Origin of the sequence: Maribellus mangrovi (assembly GCF_037646455.1) — a bacterium.
GTDB classification, from domain to species: domain Bacteria; phylum Bacteroidota; class Bacteroidia; order Bacteroidales; family Prolixibacteraceae; genus Draconibacterium; species Draconibacterium mangrovi_A.
This window is the reverse complement of record NZ_JBBIXN010000006.1, coordinates 57,534-74,322: the sequence shown is the minus strand read 5'-3', so window position 1 is coordinate 74,322 and position 16,789 is coordinate 57,534. Positions and strand designations below refer to the sequence as shown.

9 protein-coding genes are annotated in these 16,789 nt (G+C 43.1%); 6 read left to right on the top strand and 3 right to left on the bottom strand.

All coding sequences use genetic code 11. The features are described from left to right. Window positions 1-6: 6 nt before the first annotated feature. The 6 genes from WFY05_RS19570 to WFY05_RS19545 all read left to right on the top strand — a co-directional run bounded on the left by WFY05_RS19570 (window position 7) and on the right by WFY05_RS19545 (window position 8,994). Window positions 7-1,416 carry a sulfatase-like hydrolase/transferase gene (locus WFY05_RS19570; protein ID WP_340114618.1) on the top strand — a complete coding sequence of 470 codons (1,410 nt, stop codon included), beginning with the start codon at window positions 7-9 and terminating at the stop codon, window positions 1,414-1,416. A gap of 15 nt (window positions 1,417-1,431) precedes the next feature. Then, window positions 1,432-3,033: a sulfatase gene (locus WFY05_RS19565; RefSeq protein WP_340114617.1), complete on the top strand. Its 1,602-nt coding sequence runs from the start codon at window positions 1,432-1,434 to the stop codon at window positions 3,031-3,033. Continuing rightward, window positions 3,030-4,409: an arylsulfatase gene (locus tag WFY05_RS19560; protein WP_340114616.1), complete on the top strand. Its 1,380-nt coding sequence runs from the start codon at window positions 3,030-3,032 to the stop codon at window positions 4,407-4,409. The genes WFY05_RS19565 and WFY05_RS19560 overlap by 4 nt, the downstream gene beginning before the upstream one ends. Window positions 4,410-4,424: 15 nt before the next feature. Next, a complete protein-coding gene (locus WFY05_RS19555; protein WP_340114615.1) occupies window positions 4,425-5,633 on the top strand; it encodes a glycoside hydrolase family 27 protein in 1,209 nt (402 codons plus the stop codon). Window positions 5,634-5,686: 53 nt separating this feature from the next. Beyond that, window positions 5,687-7,330, top strand: coding sequence for a right-handed parallel beta-helix repeat-containing protein (locus WFY05_RS19550; protein ID WP_340114614.1), 1,644 nt, complete (start codon window positions 5,687-5,689; stop codon window positions 7,328-7,330). A 98-nt stretch (window positions 7,331-7,428) separates the two neighbouring features. Then, window positions 7,429-8,994 (top strand): sulfatase family protein, encoded by a 1,566-nt coding sequence (locus WFY05_RS19545; protein ID WP_340114613.1) that lies wholly within the window; start codon window positions 7,429-7,431, stop codon window positions 8,992-8,994. Between the two features lie 110 nt (window positions 8,995-9,104). Here WFY05_RS19545 and WFY05_RS19540 read toward each other — a convergent pair whose 3' ends face one another. The 3 genes from WFY05_RS19540 to WFY05_RS19530 are packed head-to-tail and all read right to left on the bottom strand — an operon-like array spanning window position 9,105 to window position 16,788. After that, a complete protein-coding gene (locus WFY05_RS19540; protein ID WP_340114612.1) occupies window positions 9,105-11,933 on the bottom strand; it encodes a DUF8487 domain-containing protein in 2,829 nt (942 codons plus the stop codon). A 46-nt stretch (window positions 11,934-11,979) separates the two neighbouring features. Beyond that, on the bottom strand, window positions 11,980-15,249 hold the full coding sequence (locus WFY05_RS19535) for a DUF8487 domain-containing protein (RefSeq protein WP_340114611.1): 3,270 nt from the start codon (window positions 15,247-15,249) through the stop codon (window positions 11,980-11,982). A 45-nt stretch (window positions 15,250-15,294) separates the two neighbouring features. Beyond that, a complete protein-coding gene (locus tag WFY05_RS19530) occupies window positions 15,295-16,788 on the bottom strand; it encodes a sulfatase family protein (protein ID WP_340114610.1) in 1,494 nt (497 codons plus the stop codon). Window position 16,789 lies beyond the last annotated feature (1 nt).

The window sequence follows — 16,789 nt, the reverse complement described above, 5'->3', positions numbered from 1 at the left end:
GCTGATATGAAAAGAGTGCTGCTTTACATGTTATTTCTCACCGCTGTTTCTGCAGCGTGCACCCAGGAGAAGAAAACTGTTCCTCCAAATCTGATAGTGATTCTGGTGGATGATATGGGCTATGCCGACGTGGGTTTTAATGGTTGTACCGATATTCCAACGCCTCATATCGATAAACTGGCAGAAGGTGGTGTGCGCTTTACCAACGGCTATGTAAGTTACTGCGTTTGTGGTCCCAGCAGAGCCGGTCTTCTCACCGGCAGGTACCAGGACCGTTTTGGTTTTAGTAGAAATCCGTTATTTGCACCAAACGATCTGGAAATGGGTCTGCCACTTAGCGAAGAAACACTTGCCGATGCATTGGGGAAAGCAGGATACAAATCACTGGCAATTGGGAAATGGCACATGGGAGCTCATGAATCGTTGCACCCGTTAAAAAGAGGATTCGACGATTTTTACGGATTTTTGAGTGGAGGTCATCGTTATTTTCCTGAAGAATTGACACTGAATGATCCTTTCGAGGCAAAGTCGCAATACGATGGTTACAAAACACGGCTGCTTCGAAATTACGAACGAGTAGATGAAACAGAGTACCTGACCGATGCTTTTTCGAGAGAAGCTGTTTCGTACATCGAAGAAAACAAGGACAATCCGTTTTTTATCTACCTGGCCTACAATGCTCCACACGCGCCATTACAGGCAACCGAAAAATACCTAAGCAGGTTCGACAATATCAGTGAGAAGAAAAGAAAAACCTACGCCGCCATGGTAAGCGCAGTTGACGATGGGGTCGGACTCATATTGAATAAACTGGCAGAATTGCATCTCGATGAAAATACACTTGTAGTATTTTTATCTGACAATGGTGGACCGGAAAACCACAACGCTTCGGACAACGGAGTTTTACGCGGACAAAAAGGCGATTTGTTTGAAGGGGGAATTCGGGTACCGTTTGCCATGAAATGGCCCGGAACGATTCCTGCAGGTGAAGTGTACGATAATCCTGTAATCTCACTTGATATTTTTGCAACGATTATTGCTCAAACCGGTAAGGAAATATCACTTAAAAATGAGATTGACGGAACAAATCTGATTCCCTATTTAAATGGCCAGAACAAGTCGCTCCCGCATGATAAGTTATTTTGGAGAAAATTTGATGCACAGGATTATGCCATTCGCCGGGGAGATGATAAACTGCTGATAAAAGGAGGGGAAACAAATATGCTGTTTGATCTCGGAACAGATATTTCAGAAGCGCAAAATGTCAGTCAATCGAATACTGATCGTGTCGATGAACTTACAAAAGAGTTCCGGAAATGGAGTGAAGAAATGCAGGATCCGATATTTATGGGCTTAAGGGAGGATAAAAAGTATAACGAACTGCATCCTGACAGATTTGAAAAACTAAAGGATTAAGAATACCTAAACCAAATGAACCTTAATAAACTTCTTGCCTTTGCATTAACAGGCGTATTTGTTGTAGTCGGGATCGGTCGGATAAAGGCTCAACCGGCCACAACGAATACAAAGCCCAATGTGGTGTTTATTATTGTCGACGACCTGAATGACTATGAAGGAGCATTTGGCGGTCATCCGCAGGTAAAAACACCAAATATCGATAAACTGGCGAAGTCGGGTACTTCGTTTACCAACGCACACAGTAACTGCCCGGTTTGTGCACCTTCCCGCAACAGTTTATTTACAGGAGTTTATCCTTTTGCCTCGGGCGATTTCGGCTGGACTGCCTTAAAAGATATTCCGGAACTTCAGAACAATAAAACAATTATGGAGTGCTTTTCCGGGAACGGTTACCATGTGATGGGAAGTGGTAAATTGCTTCACCACCATAGAAAAGACTTCTGGCAGGAGTGGGGAATCAACATCAACAATTACGGCCCACTGGCTTTTAATGGTATCGAGCCGGTCGGTCATCCATCGGTACCTGAACCCTATCGCAATATCGGGCCAATAGATGGTTCGTTTGCTCCTTTATCCGATGTTCCTACTTTCCCTGATAGCATTTCACACGGGAATAAAACGGGGTGGATTTATTCGCGTGGGAAAAAAGATTTTCTCGAATACAAATCAGAAGATGTCCGCGACCTGATGCCCGACGAAATGCATTCGGAATGGGCGGTAAAACGTATTGAAGAATTAGATGCCGAAAACAGCGAAAAACCCTTCTTTATGGGAATTGGCTTTGTACGGCCACACACACCGCTTTATGCGCCGAAAAAGTATTTCGATATGTTTCCCATCGATGAAATACAGCTTTCAGAAATAAAACCGGGCGATAATACAGATACGCATTATAAAGACATTTACCCGGCGGAAATGAAAGGCCTGCGCTATTACCGTACCCTGAAGGAATCGTATGATGGTAATGCAGAGGAAGGATTGAAGCATTTTCTGCAGGCCTACCTTGCCTGTATCGCTTTTACCGATGCGCAAATCGGTAAAGTGGTTGACGCCATTGATAACAGCAGGTTTAAGGAAAACACCATTATTGTTTTGGTCGCTGATCATGGTTGGCAGATGGGAGAGAAGGATTACCTTTTCAAAAATTCTCCGTGGGAAGAAAGTACGCGCATTCCCATGATACTGCGAAATCCGCAAAGTAAAAAAGGAGCGAAAGTAAAACATCCTGCCTCACTCGTGGATATATTCCCGACTTTGATTGATCTGTGTAATTTGGAAGGCGATAACAAAAAAAGTGTTGATGGGATCAATTTGTGCGGACACAGTCTGACTCCCTTTCTTGAAGATCCTGATACAAACGAATGGGATGGTCCGAATGGTGCACTGAGTATGGTGGGCAACGGATTAAACCGAAGCGATAAAATGAAGCAAACCTATTCTTATCGAACGCAGGATTGGCGCTATATTTTATACCTGGACGGATCGGAAGAACTGTACCATAATGCAACAGATCCTTATGAATGGACAAATCTTTCAGATGATAAAAATTATCAGGACAGGAAGAAGGAGTTAAAAGCAGAAATGTTAGAAATTGTAGACACAATCAATAAATGACATCGAAAAAAACATACTGGATTGCATTGTTTGCTATTCTGTTTATAAATTGCAGCAAACCAATTTATTCAGAAGAAAAGGTAAATCCTGAACGTCCAAATATCATATACATTCTGGCTGATGATATGGGCGTTTATGATTTGGGATGTTATGGCCAGCAAAAGATTAAGACACCCAATATTGATAAAATGGCCGCCGAAGGAATGTTGTTCACACAGCATTATGCGGGTAGCACGGTTTGCGCGCCTTCGCGTGGAACACTGATGACCGGTTATCACACAGGACACGGCTATGTAAAAGGCAACTTTGCCATGCCGAGCGAGGGAAATCTTCCACTGCCCGATAAAACCATAACAGTAGCTGAAAAGTTGAAAGAAGCAGGTTATAAAACAGGTATAATTGGAAAGTGGGGACTGGGAGGGCCAAGTGACGAGGGACACCCCAATAAACAGGGATTCGACTATTCGTTTTGCTATCTCGATCAGCGGTTGGCACATGAATATTATCCCGATCATCTCTGGTGGAATTACGAAAAAGTGATGCTTGACAGAGAATACAGTCATGATCTGTTTGCAGAGGAATCACTCGATTTTATTCGAAAGAATAAAGCTAATCCTTTTTTTCTGTACCTGCCGTTTACTATCCCTCACGGGAAATACCAGGTCCCTGATGATGAACCCTATTCAAATGAAAGCTGGACGGAGAAACAAAAAAATTACGCGGCCATGACTACCCGAATGGATAAGGATATTGGCCGCATATTTTCCTTGCTTGATTCGCTGAATCTGGATGAAAATACCATTGTTTTCTTTGCCAGCGACAATGGGGGAGTAAAAGAGATCAGTAGCTTTTTTGGAAGTCAAGGGCCATTTCGTGGTTACAAGACGGACTGTTATGAAGGTGGAATCCGTTCGCCGTTAATTGTGCGTTGGCCCGGGAAGATCGAAGCCGGATCAAAATCGGATCATGTTTCAGCATTCTGGGATTTTCTGCCAACTGCCTGTGATCTTGTGGGATGCAAAGCGCCGACAGAAATCGATGGCATCTCCTTTTTACCTGCCTTGCTGAATCAAGATCAAGAACAACATAAATTATTGTACTGGGAATATTTTAATTATAACTACAGTTGGAAGCCGGGTAGTACCAATCCACGAAATTATTTGCTCAGCGAAGCAATTAGAGTGGGCGATTGGAAAGGTGTTCGTAAGAATTTGTATAAAAATCCGGATGCTGACATAGAACTTTACAATCTTAAAAATGATATTGGTGAGGAGAATGATGTTGCTGATCAGTATCCGGAGATTGTAAAAGAACTAACTGATCTGATGCTTTCGGAACACAATGATTCAGAATACTTTAAAGTGAATCAACATTGACACAAAGTATAAAACATGAAAAATTTGATACTAATTGTTTTTTCCTTGTTTTTTTCTGTTACAACGGCTCAGGATTTTAAAGCGCTGTGCCCGGGTCCGCCAATGGGCTGGAATAGCTGGAACTACTTTGGGAAAAACTCCATCAACGAGGACATTGTTCGCGAATGTATTGAGGCCATTGCCGAGTCGGGATTAAAAGATGCCGGTTATAATTTTGTGGTTGTCGATGGTGGTTGGAGAGATACAAAACTGGCAGATGATGGCAGTTTGATGGCACATCCTGTAAAGTTTCCACATGGAATAAAGCCATTGGCTGATTATGCGCATTCAAAAGGATTGAAATTTGGCCTTCACACAGTTCCAGGAACTCACGATTGCGGTGGCGATGAGGTAGGAGCATACAACATTGAAGAGTTACATATTGACCAGTTCATAGACTGGGGAGTTGATTTCCTGAAAGTGGACCGATGCAAACTGGAACTTGATTGTGAGGGAAACTGCTGGACAGAAGAGAAGACCGAGGAGATTTACCGAAAATGGAGGAAGATTCTGGATGAAAAGGGAAGAGATATTGTTTTAAGTATCAGTGCTTATAAATTCAGGGAATGGAATCCGGAGATCTGTAACATGTCAAGAACAACCGGGGATATTGGAGCCAAAGTTTCCGGTGGTGGCTTTTTTACCGTAAATGATAAAGGGAACAATCCAAAATATACCCGATCAGTAATGGGAATAGCTCACATTAACAATGAAGCCGCGAAGTTTGCAGGGGCCGGTTACTGGAATGATCCCGATATGCTGGCGGTGGGTGACAATGGGCTGAACCTGGCGGAACAGCAATCGCATTTTGCATTGTGGTGTATTATGTCTTCCCCGCTTTTTTTAGGTAACGATCCGCGCAATATGTCAAAAGCTGAGAAGAATTTGATTACAAATAAAACAGCCATTTCAATAAATCAGGATCCGACGGAACAAGGGAAGTTTATTTATGCTGAAGATGGAGTTGAGATGTGGAAGAAAGATCTGCGAAACGGAAAAAGCGCTATTCTGGTCATTAATACAACTTCGGATCAAAAAACGAATATAGGATTAAGTCGGGCGGAACTTGGATTTGACAAAGGCGCCAATGCTCGTGATGTGTATACAGAAAAGAAGTATCGTTTAAGCGATAAAACAGCATTTATAATTGATCCTCACGACTGCAAATTTCTTTTGGTAGAATAAATTAAGCTGATTGATTTAAGGAAAATCATATAAATAACCTAAACGAATATAAAATGAAGAAACAAAGGAGAGCATTTATATTTTTCTCGATAATGGCGCTATTACTGGCCGGCTGTGCTAAAAGCTCTGAGGAAATGAATGCGTATTATCTGAACAGCAGTTCGGGGAATGATTTAAATGACGGGCTGACACCTGAAACGGCCTGGAAAAGTTTGGCAAAGATAAATGATGCGCATCTTGAACCGGGTATGAAAGTATTACTTGCCGAAGGAAGTAGATTTGAAGGGAAATTGGTTATAACAGGAAGTGGAACAACTAATGAACCGATTATTGTTTCTTCTTATTCTGCTGTTGACGACGGCAATTCAGCAAATCCGGTAATTGATGCCAAGGGCTATTTAACGGCCATTTATTTAAACAATGCGAGTAATATTCAAATCGAAAACCTGGAACTTACCTCTGATGCCGGAGAACCTTTTGAAGAACAGGCTAAGACTTTGCGATACGGTGTTTTGATTGAAGCCGAAAATGCCGGATTTCATCCGAATATTAAACTCAGCAATCTTCATATTCATCATATTTTTGCCACTGAAAATGTGGAGAAAGATGGTCAGAATCCGACTTCGAATCTGGGTTACGGCATATTCATTCGAATGAAAAACAACGAGGCGCGCATCAAAAATGTAACCATTGAAAATTGCAAAATTGAAATGACCGGACACACCGGAATACGCGCATTTGGAAGTGTAAAAAACGACGAGCGATCCTACCTCGACAGCTTAACAATAGTAAATAATGTACTCGAAAACATTGGCGGACCCGGAATGGTTCCGGGGCTGTGTAAACATGTATTGGTACGGGGAAATGTTACTAATTATACCGGCTCTGATGCCGATCCTCGAATGCATAATCGTGGAAGCGGTATCTGGCCATGGACAAGTGAGAACGTACTGATTGAGAAGAACAAGTTTATGAATGCCTGGGGGAAAATGGATTCCTATGGCGCCCACATCGATTACAATTGCAAAAATGTGGTGGTTCAATACAACCTGAGTGTCAATAATTCGGGCGGATTTGTCGAAATTCTTGGAAATGATCACAACTGCTGTTACCGGTATAATGTGAGTATTAATGACGGGTATCGGCAAAAAGGTGTAAAAGGTGTTGTTCACGACGGTAAAGTTTTGTGGACCAGTGGCTATGTGGGCAAAGCTCCACGAAAAGGGCCTTTTAATTCATACATTTATAATAACACCATTTTTGTAAAAGAAGAATACGACACGCGATTCTCGTTTGCAAAAACTACCGACGGGATTTTGATTGCCAACAACATTTTTTACATCATGGGTAAATCTATTGATGTGAATGATAATGAAGCAGTGAATTCCGGTTCCGGAACTATCCAGAATGTAGTATTTATGAATAACCTTTATCAACGAGGTGGGATCATTCCGGAATCTGTAATTATTCAGGATGCACAGCCTTTTTTTGGCGATCCGCAATTTAAGAATCCTGGTGGATTAAACGCTGAGGATTACATCCCTGATAATATTGATCTGATAAAAGATAAAGGGATAACTATTGAACCAATTCCGGGCGATCCAATTGGATTATCGATCGGGTTAGATGTAGAATATGATTACTTTGGCAATAAAATTGACGGCTTACCGGATCTGGGAGCTATTCAATGTAAATAATACTATTCACCGTAATGAACCAACTCGTATTAAAAAGAAGAGATTTCGCTTTGAAGTGATCAAAGATTAAAAATGTATAATCAGAAAAATTTATAAAAATGAATAAACTCAGAACTGCCTTTAATTCAGTTATTTTGGTATTTTCTATTCTGCTTGCTGCATGTTCAACAGATAGTAAATCTACAAAAGAAACGACGTCGCCTGACGCAAAACCAAATATCGTGATTATTTACATGGATGATCTGGGATATGGAGATATAGGTGCTTACGGAGCCACAGAAATTCAAACGCCAAACATGGATCGTTTGGCCAACGAAGGAGTGATGTTTACCGATGGCCATGCTTCTTCGGCTACGTGCACCCCGAGCCGGTACGCTATTTTAACCGGCGTTTATCCATGGCGAAACAAAGATGCCAAGATCTTGCCCGGCACTGCTCCGCTGATTATCGACACAGCACAGGTAACAATTCCGAAAATGTTGAAGAAACAAGGATATTACACCGGAGTCGTGGGTAAATGGCACCTTGGTTTGGGAACCGGACATGTGAATTGGAACGAGCATGTTTCTCCGGGGCCAAACGAAGTAGGTTTCGATTATTCATACATTATGGCAGCTACACAGGACAGGGTTCCTACGGTATATCTTGAAAACGGTTTGGTAGAAGGACTGGATCCGAACGATCCGATTGAGGTGAACTATCAGAAAAATTTTGAAGGTGAGCCGACCGGAAAAGATAATCCCGAGTTACTGACCATGCGCTGGCACCATGGACACAATAATTCAATTGTAAACGGAATTCCCCGGATCGGATTTATGAAGGGCGGAGAGAAGGCAAAATGGAGCGATGTGGATATGGCCGATCATTTTCTGGCAAAAGCTCAGGATTATGTGAAGCAGCACATAGACGAACCTTTCTTTTTGTATTATGCACTGCAACAACCACACGTTCCACGTACGCCAAATCCACGGTTTGTTGGAAGTACCGATCTTGGCCCGCGTGGCGATGTAATTGTGGAAGCCGACTGGTGTATTGGTGAGTTTGTAAAAACGCTGGAAGAAGAAGGAATCCTGGAAAATACACTGATTATTTTCTCGAGCGATAATGGTCCCGTGTTGAACGATGGCTATTACGACGATGCGGTTGAAAGACTTGGCGATCACGATCCGAAAGCAGGACTGAGAGGTGGAAAATACAGCTTGTTTGAAGCTGGAACACGTGTGCCGTTTGTCACTTACTGGAAAGGGAAAATTACCCCGGCTAAATCAGATGCTTTGATCAGCCAGATCGATCTGCTGGCTTCGCTTGCAAGGCTTACCGGAACAGAAGTGAATTCTACCGACAGTCGTGAAATGCTCGATGTTTTGATGGGAAAATCAGATAAAGGCCGGATAGACCTGGTTTTGGAAGCCACATCACGCACAGCTTACCGTAAAGGCAAATGGCTGATGATCCCGCCGTACAAAGGCCCGGCAAAAATTACTTCGGTAAACATTGAAATTGGTAACGCACCTGAATATCAACTCTACAATTTAAGTGATGACATCGGGCAGCAGCAAAATGTGGCAGAAAACTATCCTGATGTTTTGAAAGAAATGATTAAGGAATACACCGACATTGTTGGTGTCCCGAATTCGGATGTCGAGGCGGTGGAGCTAAAATAATTATTCGACAATAACATTATACAACGGATTTATTAGCTGTTTAAATTGCCAAAACATCCCGATATGTATCGGGATGTTTTGGCAAGTGACAGTTTGTACTTGGCAAGACACTAGTTAAACATTTCCTGAATTTCTTTTACCGATAATTCATCCGAAGGACTGAACTTATCGCCGGCCATGTATTTTTCGAGACTGAACTTCAATTGTCGTGCTTCAGGCCTGTTCTCAAGATCAGTAGTAAGATCAACTCCCGAAACCAGTAGTTTTCCTTTTCCGACACGGGCTTCAAAAAGTAATCCGAGCGGGCGGTTTGTTACCCAGTCATCAATTACCCTGACAATCGGTTGAACGGGCTTTGAAAAAACATCCAGTCGTAAAGCGTTTGAATGACTCATGGCATCCCACCACTGCCAGTTCGAGTGGTATTCGGTCGGAAATTCTTTGAGTGCCGGATGATTGGGATCGCATAGAATCCCCAGTGTGTGCGGCTTCTGTCCGTTTGTCCAGGCGGTATTCCAGAAAATGCTTGAAAAGCCAATTCCCACTTCGCCGCCATAACCTTCTTTAATGCTTCCTTTCTTTGTTGAAAGCAGTACTTTAGCTCCATTTTGCAAGGCCGAAATGGTTTGCTTATCCAGCTTATTAATCACTATTATTTCTGCAGAGATAGTGGAAAGTTGAGCCGGATACACCCACAGATCCCAACTATTCGAAAAATCTCCAACACTCACTTCTACCGTTACTTTTCGTGGGCGGTTTTCGGGTTGAAATTCATAAGCAATTTTTCCGAGTTGAATACAGTTTCCAACAGGAATGTTTTGTTGCCCCAATGTACCTTCCGCAATTACTTTATCTTCCTCCTTAAGCTTCCATAAAGGATTGATGGCCTCCAAAGGTTTTTCACCAAAGTGAGCTACTTCAATATCGGTGAGCAAAGAATCACCTTCGTTAAAAATCCGTTTCTGAAGTCGTGCAAGCGGAACAGTTTGATTACAAAATCTGCTGTATTCTTCAGGACTTATATAACCTTTTTCTTCCCAGAATGGATCGAGTACACCAACCAGTGCCGTTCCCTGACCCGGGAAATCATGCAGATCGAGTAACTGGAAGCCTGCAAATCCGGGTGTTCGTAAAGCTGCTTCAATATCGGCTTTGTAACATAGAGCCTGAATTTTTCCGGATGCCAGTAAAAAGCTGTCTGCCAGCTCTCCCATGTTATGGGCTTCCAGGCTTTCCTGAAACAATTCAAAGTTTTTGGCCTTCAGCACACCTGTGTATTTTTCTATCTCTTTGAAATTGGGATAAACGCACCACTGACCTATTTCGTGGCTCACTACCGGGATTCCATCGCCGGGCAGTTTATTTGTCCAGTCGTAATCCGTTTTTGGCGCCTGACCATTAATAATGCTGTTTAGTTGTTCTCCCCAACCCTGAATACGCGGAGCCGGGATATCGTGGTACTGGTTTACCGGAAGTGCCGGCCAGCCAGCTGCGCTTGTATACACTCGGCGATTATCATTTGCTTTCCAGTAATTCACAAATTCAGTGAGAAAATCCCTGTAATTCGGACCACCCGGTTCATTTCCATAGGCTAGCATCACAAACGACGGATGATTTCCATAAGCTTTTACAATGCGCTTACTTTCGTCCCAAATGTATTTATCGATTGGCAGGCCACTTCCCAGTTTTGTACTTTGGTTGGCCCACGACGAACACTCCACCTGCAGGTAAACACCCATTTCGTCGGCAACCTCGAATGCCGCTTTGGGCGGACACCAGGAGTGGAAGCGTACATGATTTAATCCATGCGCTTTTACGGCCGTGTATATTTTTCTCCAGTAATCAGTTTGGGTGGGAGGGTAGCCGGTTAAGGGGAAAATGGCACATTCCAGTGTTCCACGCAAAAATACAGGGCGCCCGTTAATGACAAACCTTGTATCCTCAGGTTTAAATTCACGCAGTCCGAAATCAGCTGTTCTGCTGTCGCTTTCCCGTCCTGATTTCAGATTTACAGTTAAGGCATAAACATTCGGATTGAATTCGTCCCAAAGCAGTGCATCTTCACCCAACGGGTAGATCATTTCGATTTCGTTTTCTCCGGGATTCAGCTCAAAGCTTTGCGACTTTGCTGCATTTTTGGTTCCGGTGCTTTTTAGTGATGCAACTGCACTGAGATCGGATGTTTGTAACTCATTTCCGGAGTTGATTAGCGTCGCTTTTATTGTTACATTTTTATTTGTTGCATCCGGGAATAACTGAATATCGTCGATGTAAATTTTATTAAAAGCGCGGAGTGAAATATCTCCCACAATACCGTTCCAGTTGCTTTGCGTATGATCGGTAATGCTATGCGAATTAATGCCGGGATCAACCTCTTTTATCCGGTTGTCGATGCAGATTGTAAGTGTGTTTTCTCCGATTTTAAGTAAAGCACTTACCGTGTAAACATGTGGAGTCGCCAGACTGTTCTGTGTGCCGACATACTCCCCGTTGATCCAGATTTTTGACTCCCAGTGGGGACGCTCGAGATTCAACTTTATGTTTTTTCCTTCCCAGTTTGCCGGGATTGTGATCGTTTTTTGATACCAGGCAGCGCCGGTGTATTTTTTATCGGGTTGAAGCCAAAAAGGAAAACGTATATTTTCCGCATCGGTATATGGCGCATAATTCGGATCCTTGTACCATTCCGGATTCTGAATACCACCGGTCCATTTAGTTTCCAGCGTAATGTCATTTCCTTTCCCGTTTTCAACCATCGAGCCCGGTAGCCTGACTGATTCCTGTAAATCAGTATTGTACCATTTTTCAAGTTCACCACGATCGTCCGGATCGGTTTGGAACTGCCATTCGCCAGAAAGGTCAATCTGCGCAACTTTCCGGTTTGAACACGACCAGATTGAAGCCGCACAAAAAAGAATTAGGATTAGTTTAGTTTTCATTTTGTTGGTTTATGTCCTCCTAATTTACAGGTTTTCCGGAACTTACTTATTCCTTTAGTAAAATGATTTCAGTGATCATTAAGTTAGGGCCGGTCATTGCACTGGTTTTAAGCTTTAACCTGCCATCGTTGCTATCTTCGCGCATCACATGAAATTTCACCCATTGTCCTTCTCCTGTATGTTTTTCCAGTTTTGTTTTGCGACCTTCAAATTCCAACACTCCGGTTCTGCCGTTGTTGTTCCAATCGCTGAAATGTACCAGCAAAGTTCCAAGAATTCCGTCGGGACATTTCAGGTTCACTTCCATTTCTTTTCCGTGCCAGGCCGAAATGTGGTCATCTTTCCAGATTCCGTCGGCTTTTACCGAATAGCTTATATCGTTGGCTACAATAACCTGATCTTCATTTCTTGACCATGGCAGGTTTTCATTTTTGCTGTCCAACTTAGCCGCTGCTTTCAGGTGGAAAATAGCATTTTCGAAATCGCTGTCAACCTGTGCATTTTCGGCTGTAGGTATTCGTGGAAACAAACTTTGCAGCCATTCTTTGCTCACGGCTTGTTTCGGATCGAATGCATCTGACTGCATGTAGCTTAGCAGACTGTGTTTCAGCTGTCGGGCAACCGGGAGTTCTGTCCCCAGATCGTAGCCACAAACCAACAATTTTCCTTTCCCGACTTTGAGTTCGAATATCGATCCTATTTTGTGGTTTCGGTGAAAATCATCAACCGGCTGTGCGATTGGTGTGTACTTCGCCGGCAGATCGTTCAGAATAAATCCTTTGCTGTTTTTGCTGATGCTTTCCCATTGCCAGTCGGAATGATAGGATGTTGGGAATTCAGAAAAAGCCGGATGGTACTCATCGAGAGCCAGGCCAATGTTTGTTTTTCCCTGCCCCGGGAAAAAGGTCAGCGACCAGTAAAGTGGGAAGAAATGTGCCGCAACCGAGTTTTCTTCAGTTCCCAGTTTATTGGCGTTTAGTAGTACCATTTTCCCGTCGTTTAACTCTTGCAGTGCTTCGTTGGTGAGTTCGGAACAAAGCATTATTTCGTCAGCATTTTCAAGCTCGGATAATTCTTCAGGATACACCCAAAGGTTCCAGTTGTTAAGGAATCCGGTATTTTCCACTTCAATGTTTACCACAAGTTCCTGTTCCGTTGTTATTTGGTTCAGATTGAATACGATTTTGCCAAGATCGTTCAAAGAACCCTGCTTAAACTGTTGAGGTGCAAATTTTCCTTTAGCCAGAACATTTCCTGAATTATCGGTAATTGTCCAGCTGCATTTTTCATTCAAATCGGTATCGCCATAATGTGCCAGTTGAGCTTCCGCAGTAAAAACTTCGATGCTTTGCCACACCATTTTTTCCATTCTTAACAGCGGCACGGTGGTCGTAAAATGTTGCCTGAATTTCTCTGGTGTTGTAATTTGTTTACTATCCCAAAAACAATCCAGCCAGCCGATCAGCGCTTCACCCTGTCCCTGGTAATCTTGCATACTAAGCAACTGGACTCCTGCACAACTTTCGGTCCGCAGAAACGATTCGGTTTCGTATTTGTACATGATCTGGTTGAGTGCTCCCGAAGCCTGTACCAGTTTTTCATTTTGACCGGCAATGCCATTTTTTTCTGCCTGTGCTTTCATTTCCTGCAGGTTTCTGGCTATTTGCGTTCCGGTATATTTGTCGATTTCGGTCCATCGCGGATAAACAGGCCACTGACCAATTTCGTGCGCAATAATGGGAATATCCATTTTGCTGTAATTTTCTTCGAAATCCCAATTGGTTCGCGATCCGTTTAAACCTCTTGTACGGCCAATTCCATGCAGACTGTGTGTAGCTGAATAATCATCTACTTCGGTTATTTGTCGGGCGGTAGAAACAGCATACAAACGGCGGGGATCTTTCTGTTTCAGATCAGCCACCCATTCTTTCATCACATCAAAATCTGAATTACCGAGCTCGTTGCCAATACAAAACATGGTAAACGAGGGATTATTCCCATAGAAATCAATCACTCGATTCATTTCTTCCACCACAAAACTGTCGCGCGAGACATTGTATCCCAGTCCTTTTGGAAATCCTTTGGTATTCATTTCGGGACGTCCGCGTTCGGTGTTGTCAACGCTCATCCACCAGTCGATCCAAATTGATGATTCAGCCTGAATATAAATTCCAATACGGTTCGCAGCTTTAAAAGCGGCTTCGGGCGGACACCACGAATGAAAGCGAACGTGGTTCAATCCATAATCTTTGTAGATATTGAAAATCCGTTCCCAGTCTTCAATATTGCAGGACGGGTATCCAGTAATCGGAAAATGAACACAGTCGAGGTTGCCACGAAGAAATACGGGTTTTCCGTTGATGAGAACCTTATGCTTGCTTTTGCTGACTTCGTAATAACCAAACTCGGTAGCATGTGTATCCAAATTTTTGCCAGTGCTCAGTTTTACTTCAAGTTCATACACTTCTGGCGAAAATTCACTCCATTTTTTAAGTTTCCCCTCAGCCTGTATTTCAAGTTCAAACTGCTGTTGCCCCTGTGTTGGTCGAAAGGTTTTTTCTCCATGCAAAACCTCCGAATTCTCATTAAGAGGTTTAATGTTGTAACTCAAAACCACTGCTTTTTTAGCTGCTGTATTCAGGTTCACTTCCAGTGTCAGCAGATCTTCATTTATTTCAGGGAAAGTGCGTACATCGGCGATATGAACGGGATCAAATGCTTTCATTTCCATGCGTCCAACGATACCGTTCCAGATACTTTGAGTGTATTCGCCGTAGCCGTGTCCTTTGTCGCCAATGTTGTGAATCATATCGTTGTCTACCAAAACAGTCAGCTGGTGTACGCCCGGTTTTAGCTCGCCAAGTTGATGAACATGTGCTGTACCGAGTGCATCATTTCTGCTCAGTTCCGTTCCGTCGATAAACACACGCGATTCCCATAGAACGCGTTCAAGATATACTTCAATCTGCTTGTTCTTCCAGCTTGCAGGAATATCGATTTCGCGCGAATACCAAGCTTTGCCAATGTATTTATACGATGGTGTCAGAATTCCAAAATCCGATGAGTCGGTTTTAAAACCATAGCCAAATTCGGCAAGCGAAGCGGGCAGAATTATGCTGCCTTCGGTTTTGCAATCTCCCTTTTTAACCCATTCATTTTCGGGATCGAGTTTTACAGTCCAGTTTCCGGAAAGGTTGATTTGATTGGATTGAGCAAATACTGAAATTTGTAGAAACAAGGTAAAAAGGAAGCACAAAGTTTTATATGAAGCAATAGATTTCAATTTGTACTGATTATGATTTTTTGTTGTGTTCATTTACAAACGGTTAAAAAATGGTTGTTAAGGCCGGTTTTTGAGAGGCTAATACTTTCCAAGATTTATGGAACACCAGTTATTGTATGAATTCTGTAATTCTACCACTTTGTCCGGCATTTCTTCAGCCAGATTTATCCTTTCACCGGGATCGTTTTCGAGGTTGAAAAGTTTCAGACTAAAGTTATTCGAAACAGGCTTTATGTACTGTGCCGAAGGACGTCCTTTTCCCCACGATTCGTTGGTATTGGTTAGTTTCCACGGGCCATTGCGAACTGCCCAGGTATTACCCCACTTCCAAACCATTAGGCGTTCCTGATCGGTATCTGGTTTTAAAAGGTTTTTCCCGTCAATCATTTGGTCGGTTAGCTTAATGCCGGCCGCTTCAGTAATGGTTGGTAAAATATCGGTGGCAGAAACATAATTCTTTTGAACACTACCGGCCTCTACTTTTCCCGGCCAGGAAATTGCCATTGGTACACGAATACCACCTTCCCATAAGGAATATTTTCCGGCCGAAAGCGGTGCATTCAAAGCGCCTGTGATCGGGGAACCGCCGTTGTCGGAAATGTAAATAATAAGCGTGTTTTTATCCAGTCCTTCCGCTTTTAACGCATCTAAAACTCGTCCGATATTATCATCGAGGCAGTTAAGGTTGGCCAGGTAATATTTTCGCATATCCTCATCCTGAATTGTCCCCAGCCGGGTATATTTTTCGTAATAGGCCGAATATGAACCGGGCTTTTGATTTCCGAAAGTTTCCATGCTGTCGGGATCGTAATTGTGAATGGGTTTCACTTCGTATTTGTCGAGGTATTTTTGTGGAACCTCGTGTATTACGTGATGCACCGAATTGTAGGCTAACGTGAGAAAGAAAGGCTGATCTTTTTTCGACTTAAAATAGCTGATAGCCTCGTCGGTAAAAATATCGGTCAGGTAACCATCTTCGTAGCTTTTATATGCCTCGTCACTCATCAACGGGCCAAGGTGTGCACTGGTTCCATTTGGATCGGGCGTACGTTTGGCACTCTCCTCCGAATTCAGCCAGTAGTCGTGAGCATGTGCACTAAAACCCAGAAAATGGTCATAGCCATGGTTCAACGGATATTCCCTGACATCGAACCGGTGGTAGTTTATACCGTAATCGCTTTTGCCGATTCTGGCCGTGGTGTAACCGGCAGCTTTCAGGTATTCGGCGATGGTAAGTACACTGTCGGGTAGCCCTGGTCCCCAGCCGGCTTTTTCGTCCCAACGAAACTGAAATTTTCCGGTATTCAAGCCCGCTCTCGACGGACTGCAAACTGGTGCCGTTGTGTAAGCTTGTGTAAATATCATTCCACTCTCTGCCAGTCGATTCATGTTGGGAGTCGAAATCTCAGCAGAGTGATTTTCAAAAGGGGAGAAGTCGGCATAACCCTGATCGTCGGAAATGATCAAAAGGATATTCGGCTGCTGCTGTTCTACCTTATTCGCTGATGGGGAGCAGCCCCAAAAAGATAAAACGATCAATACAATAAATACATGTTTAAGTGAATGAGTCATA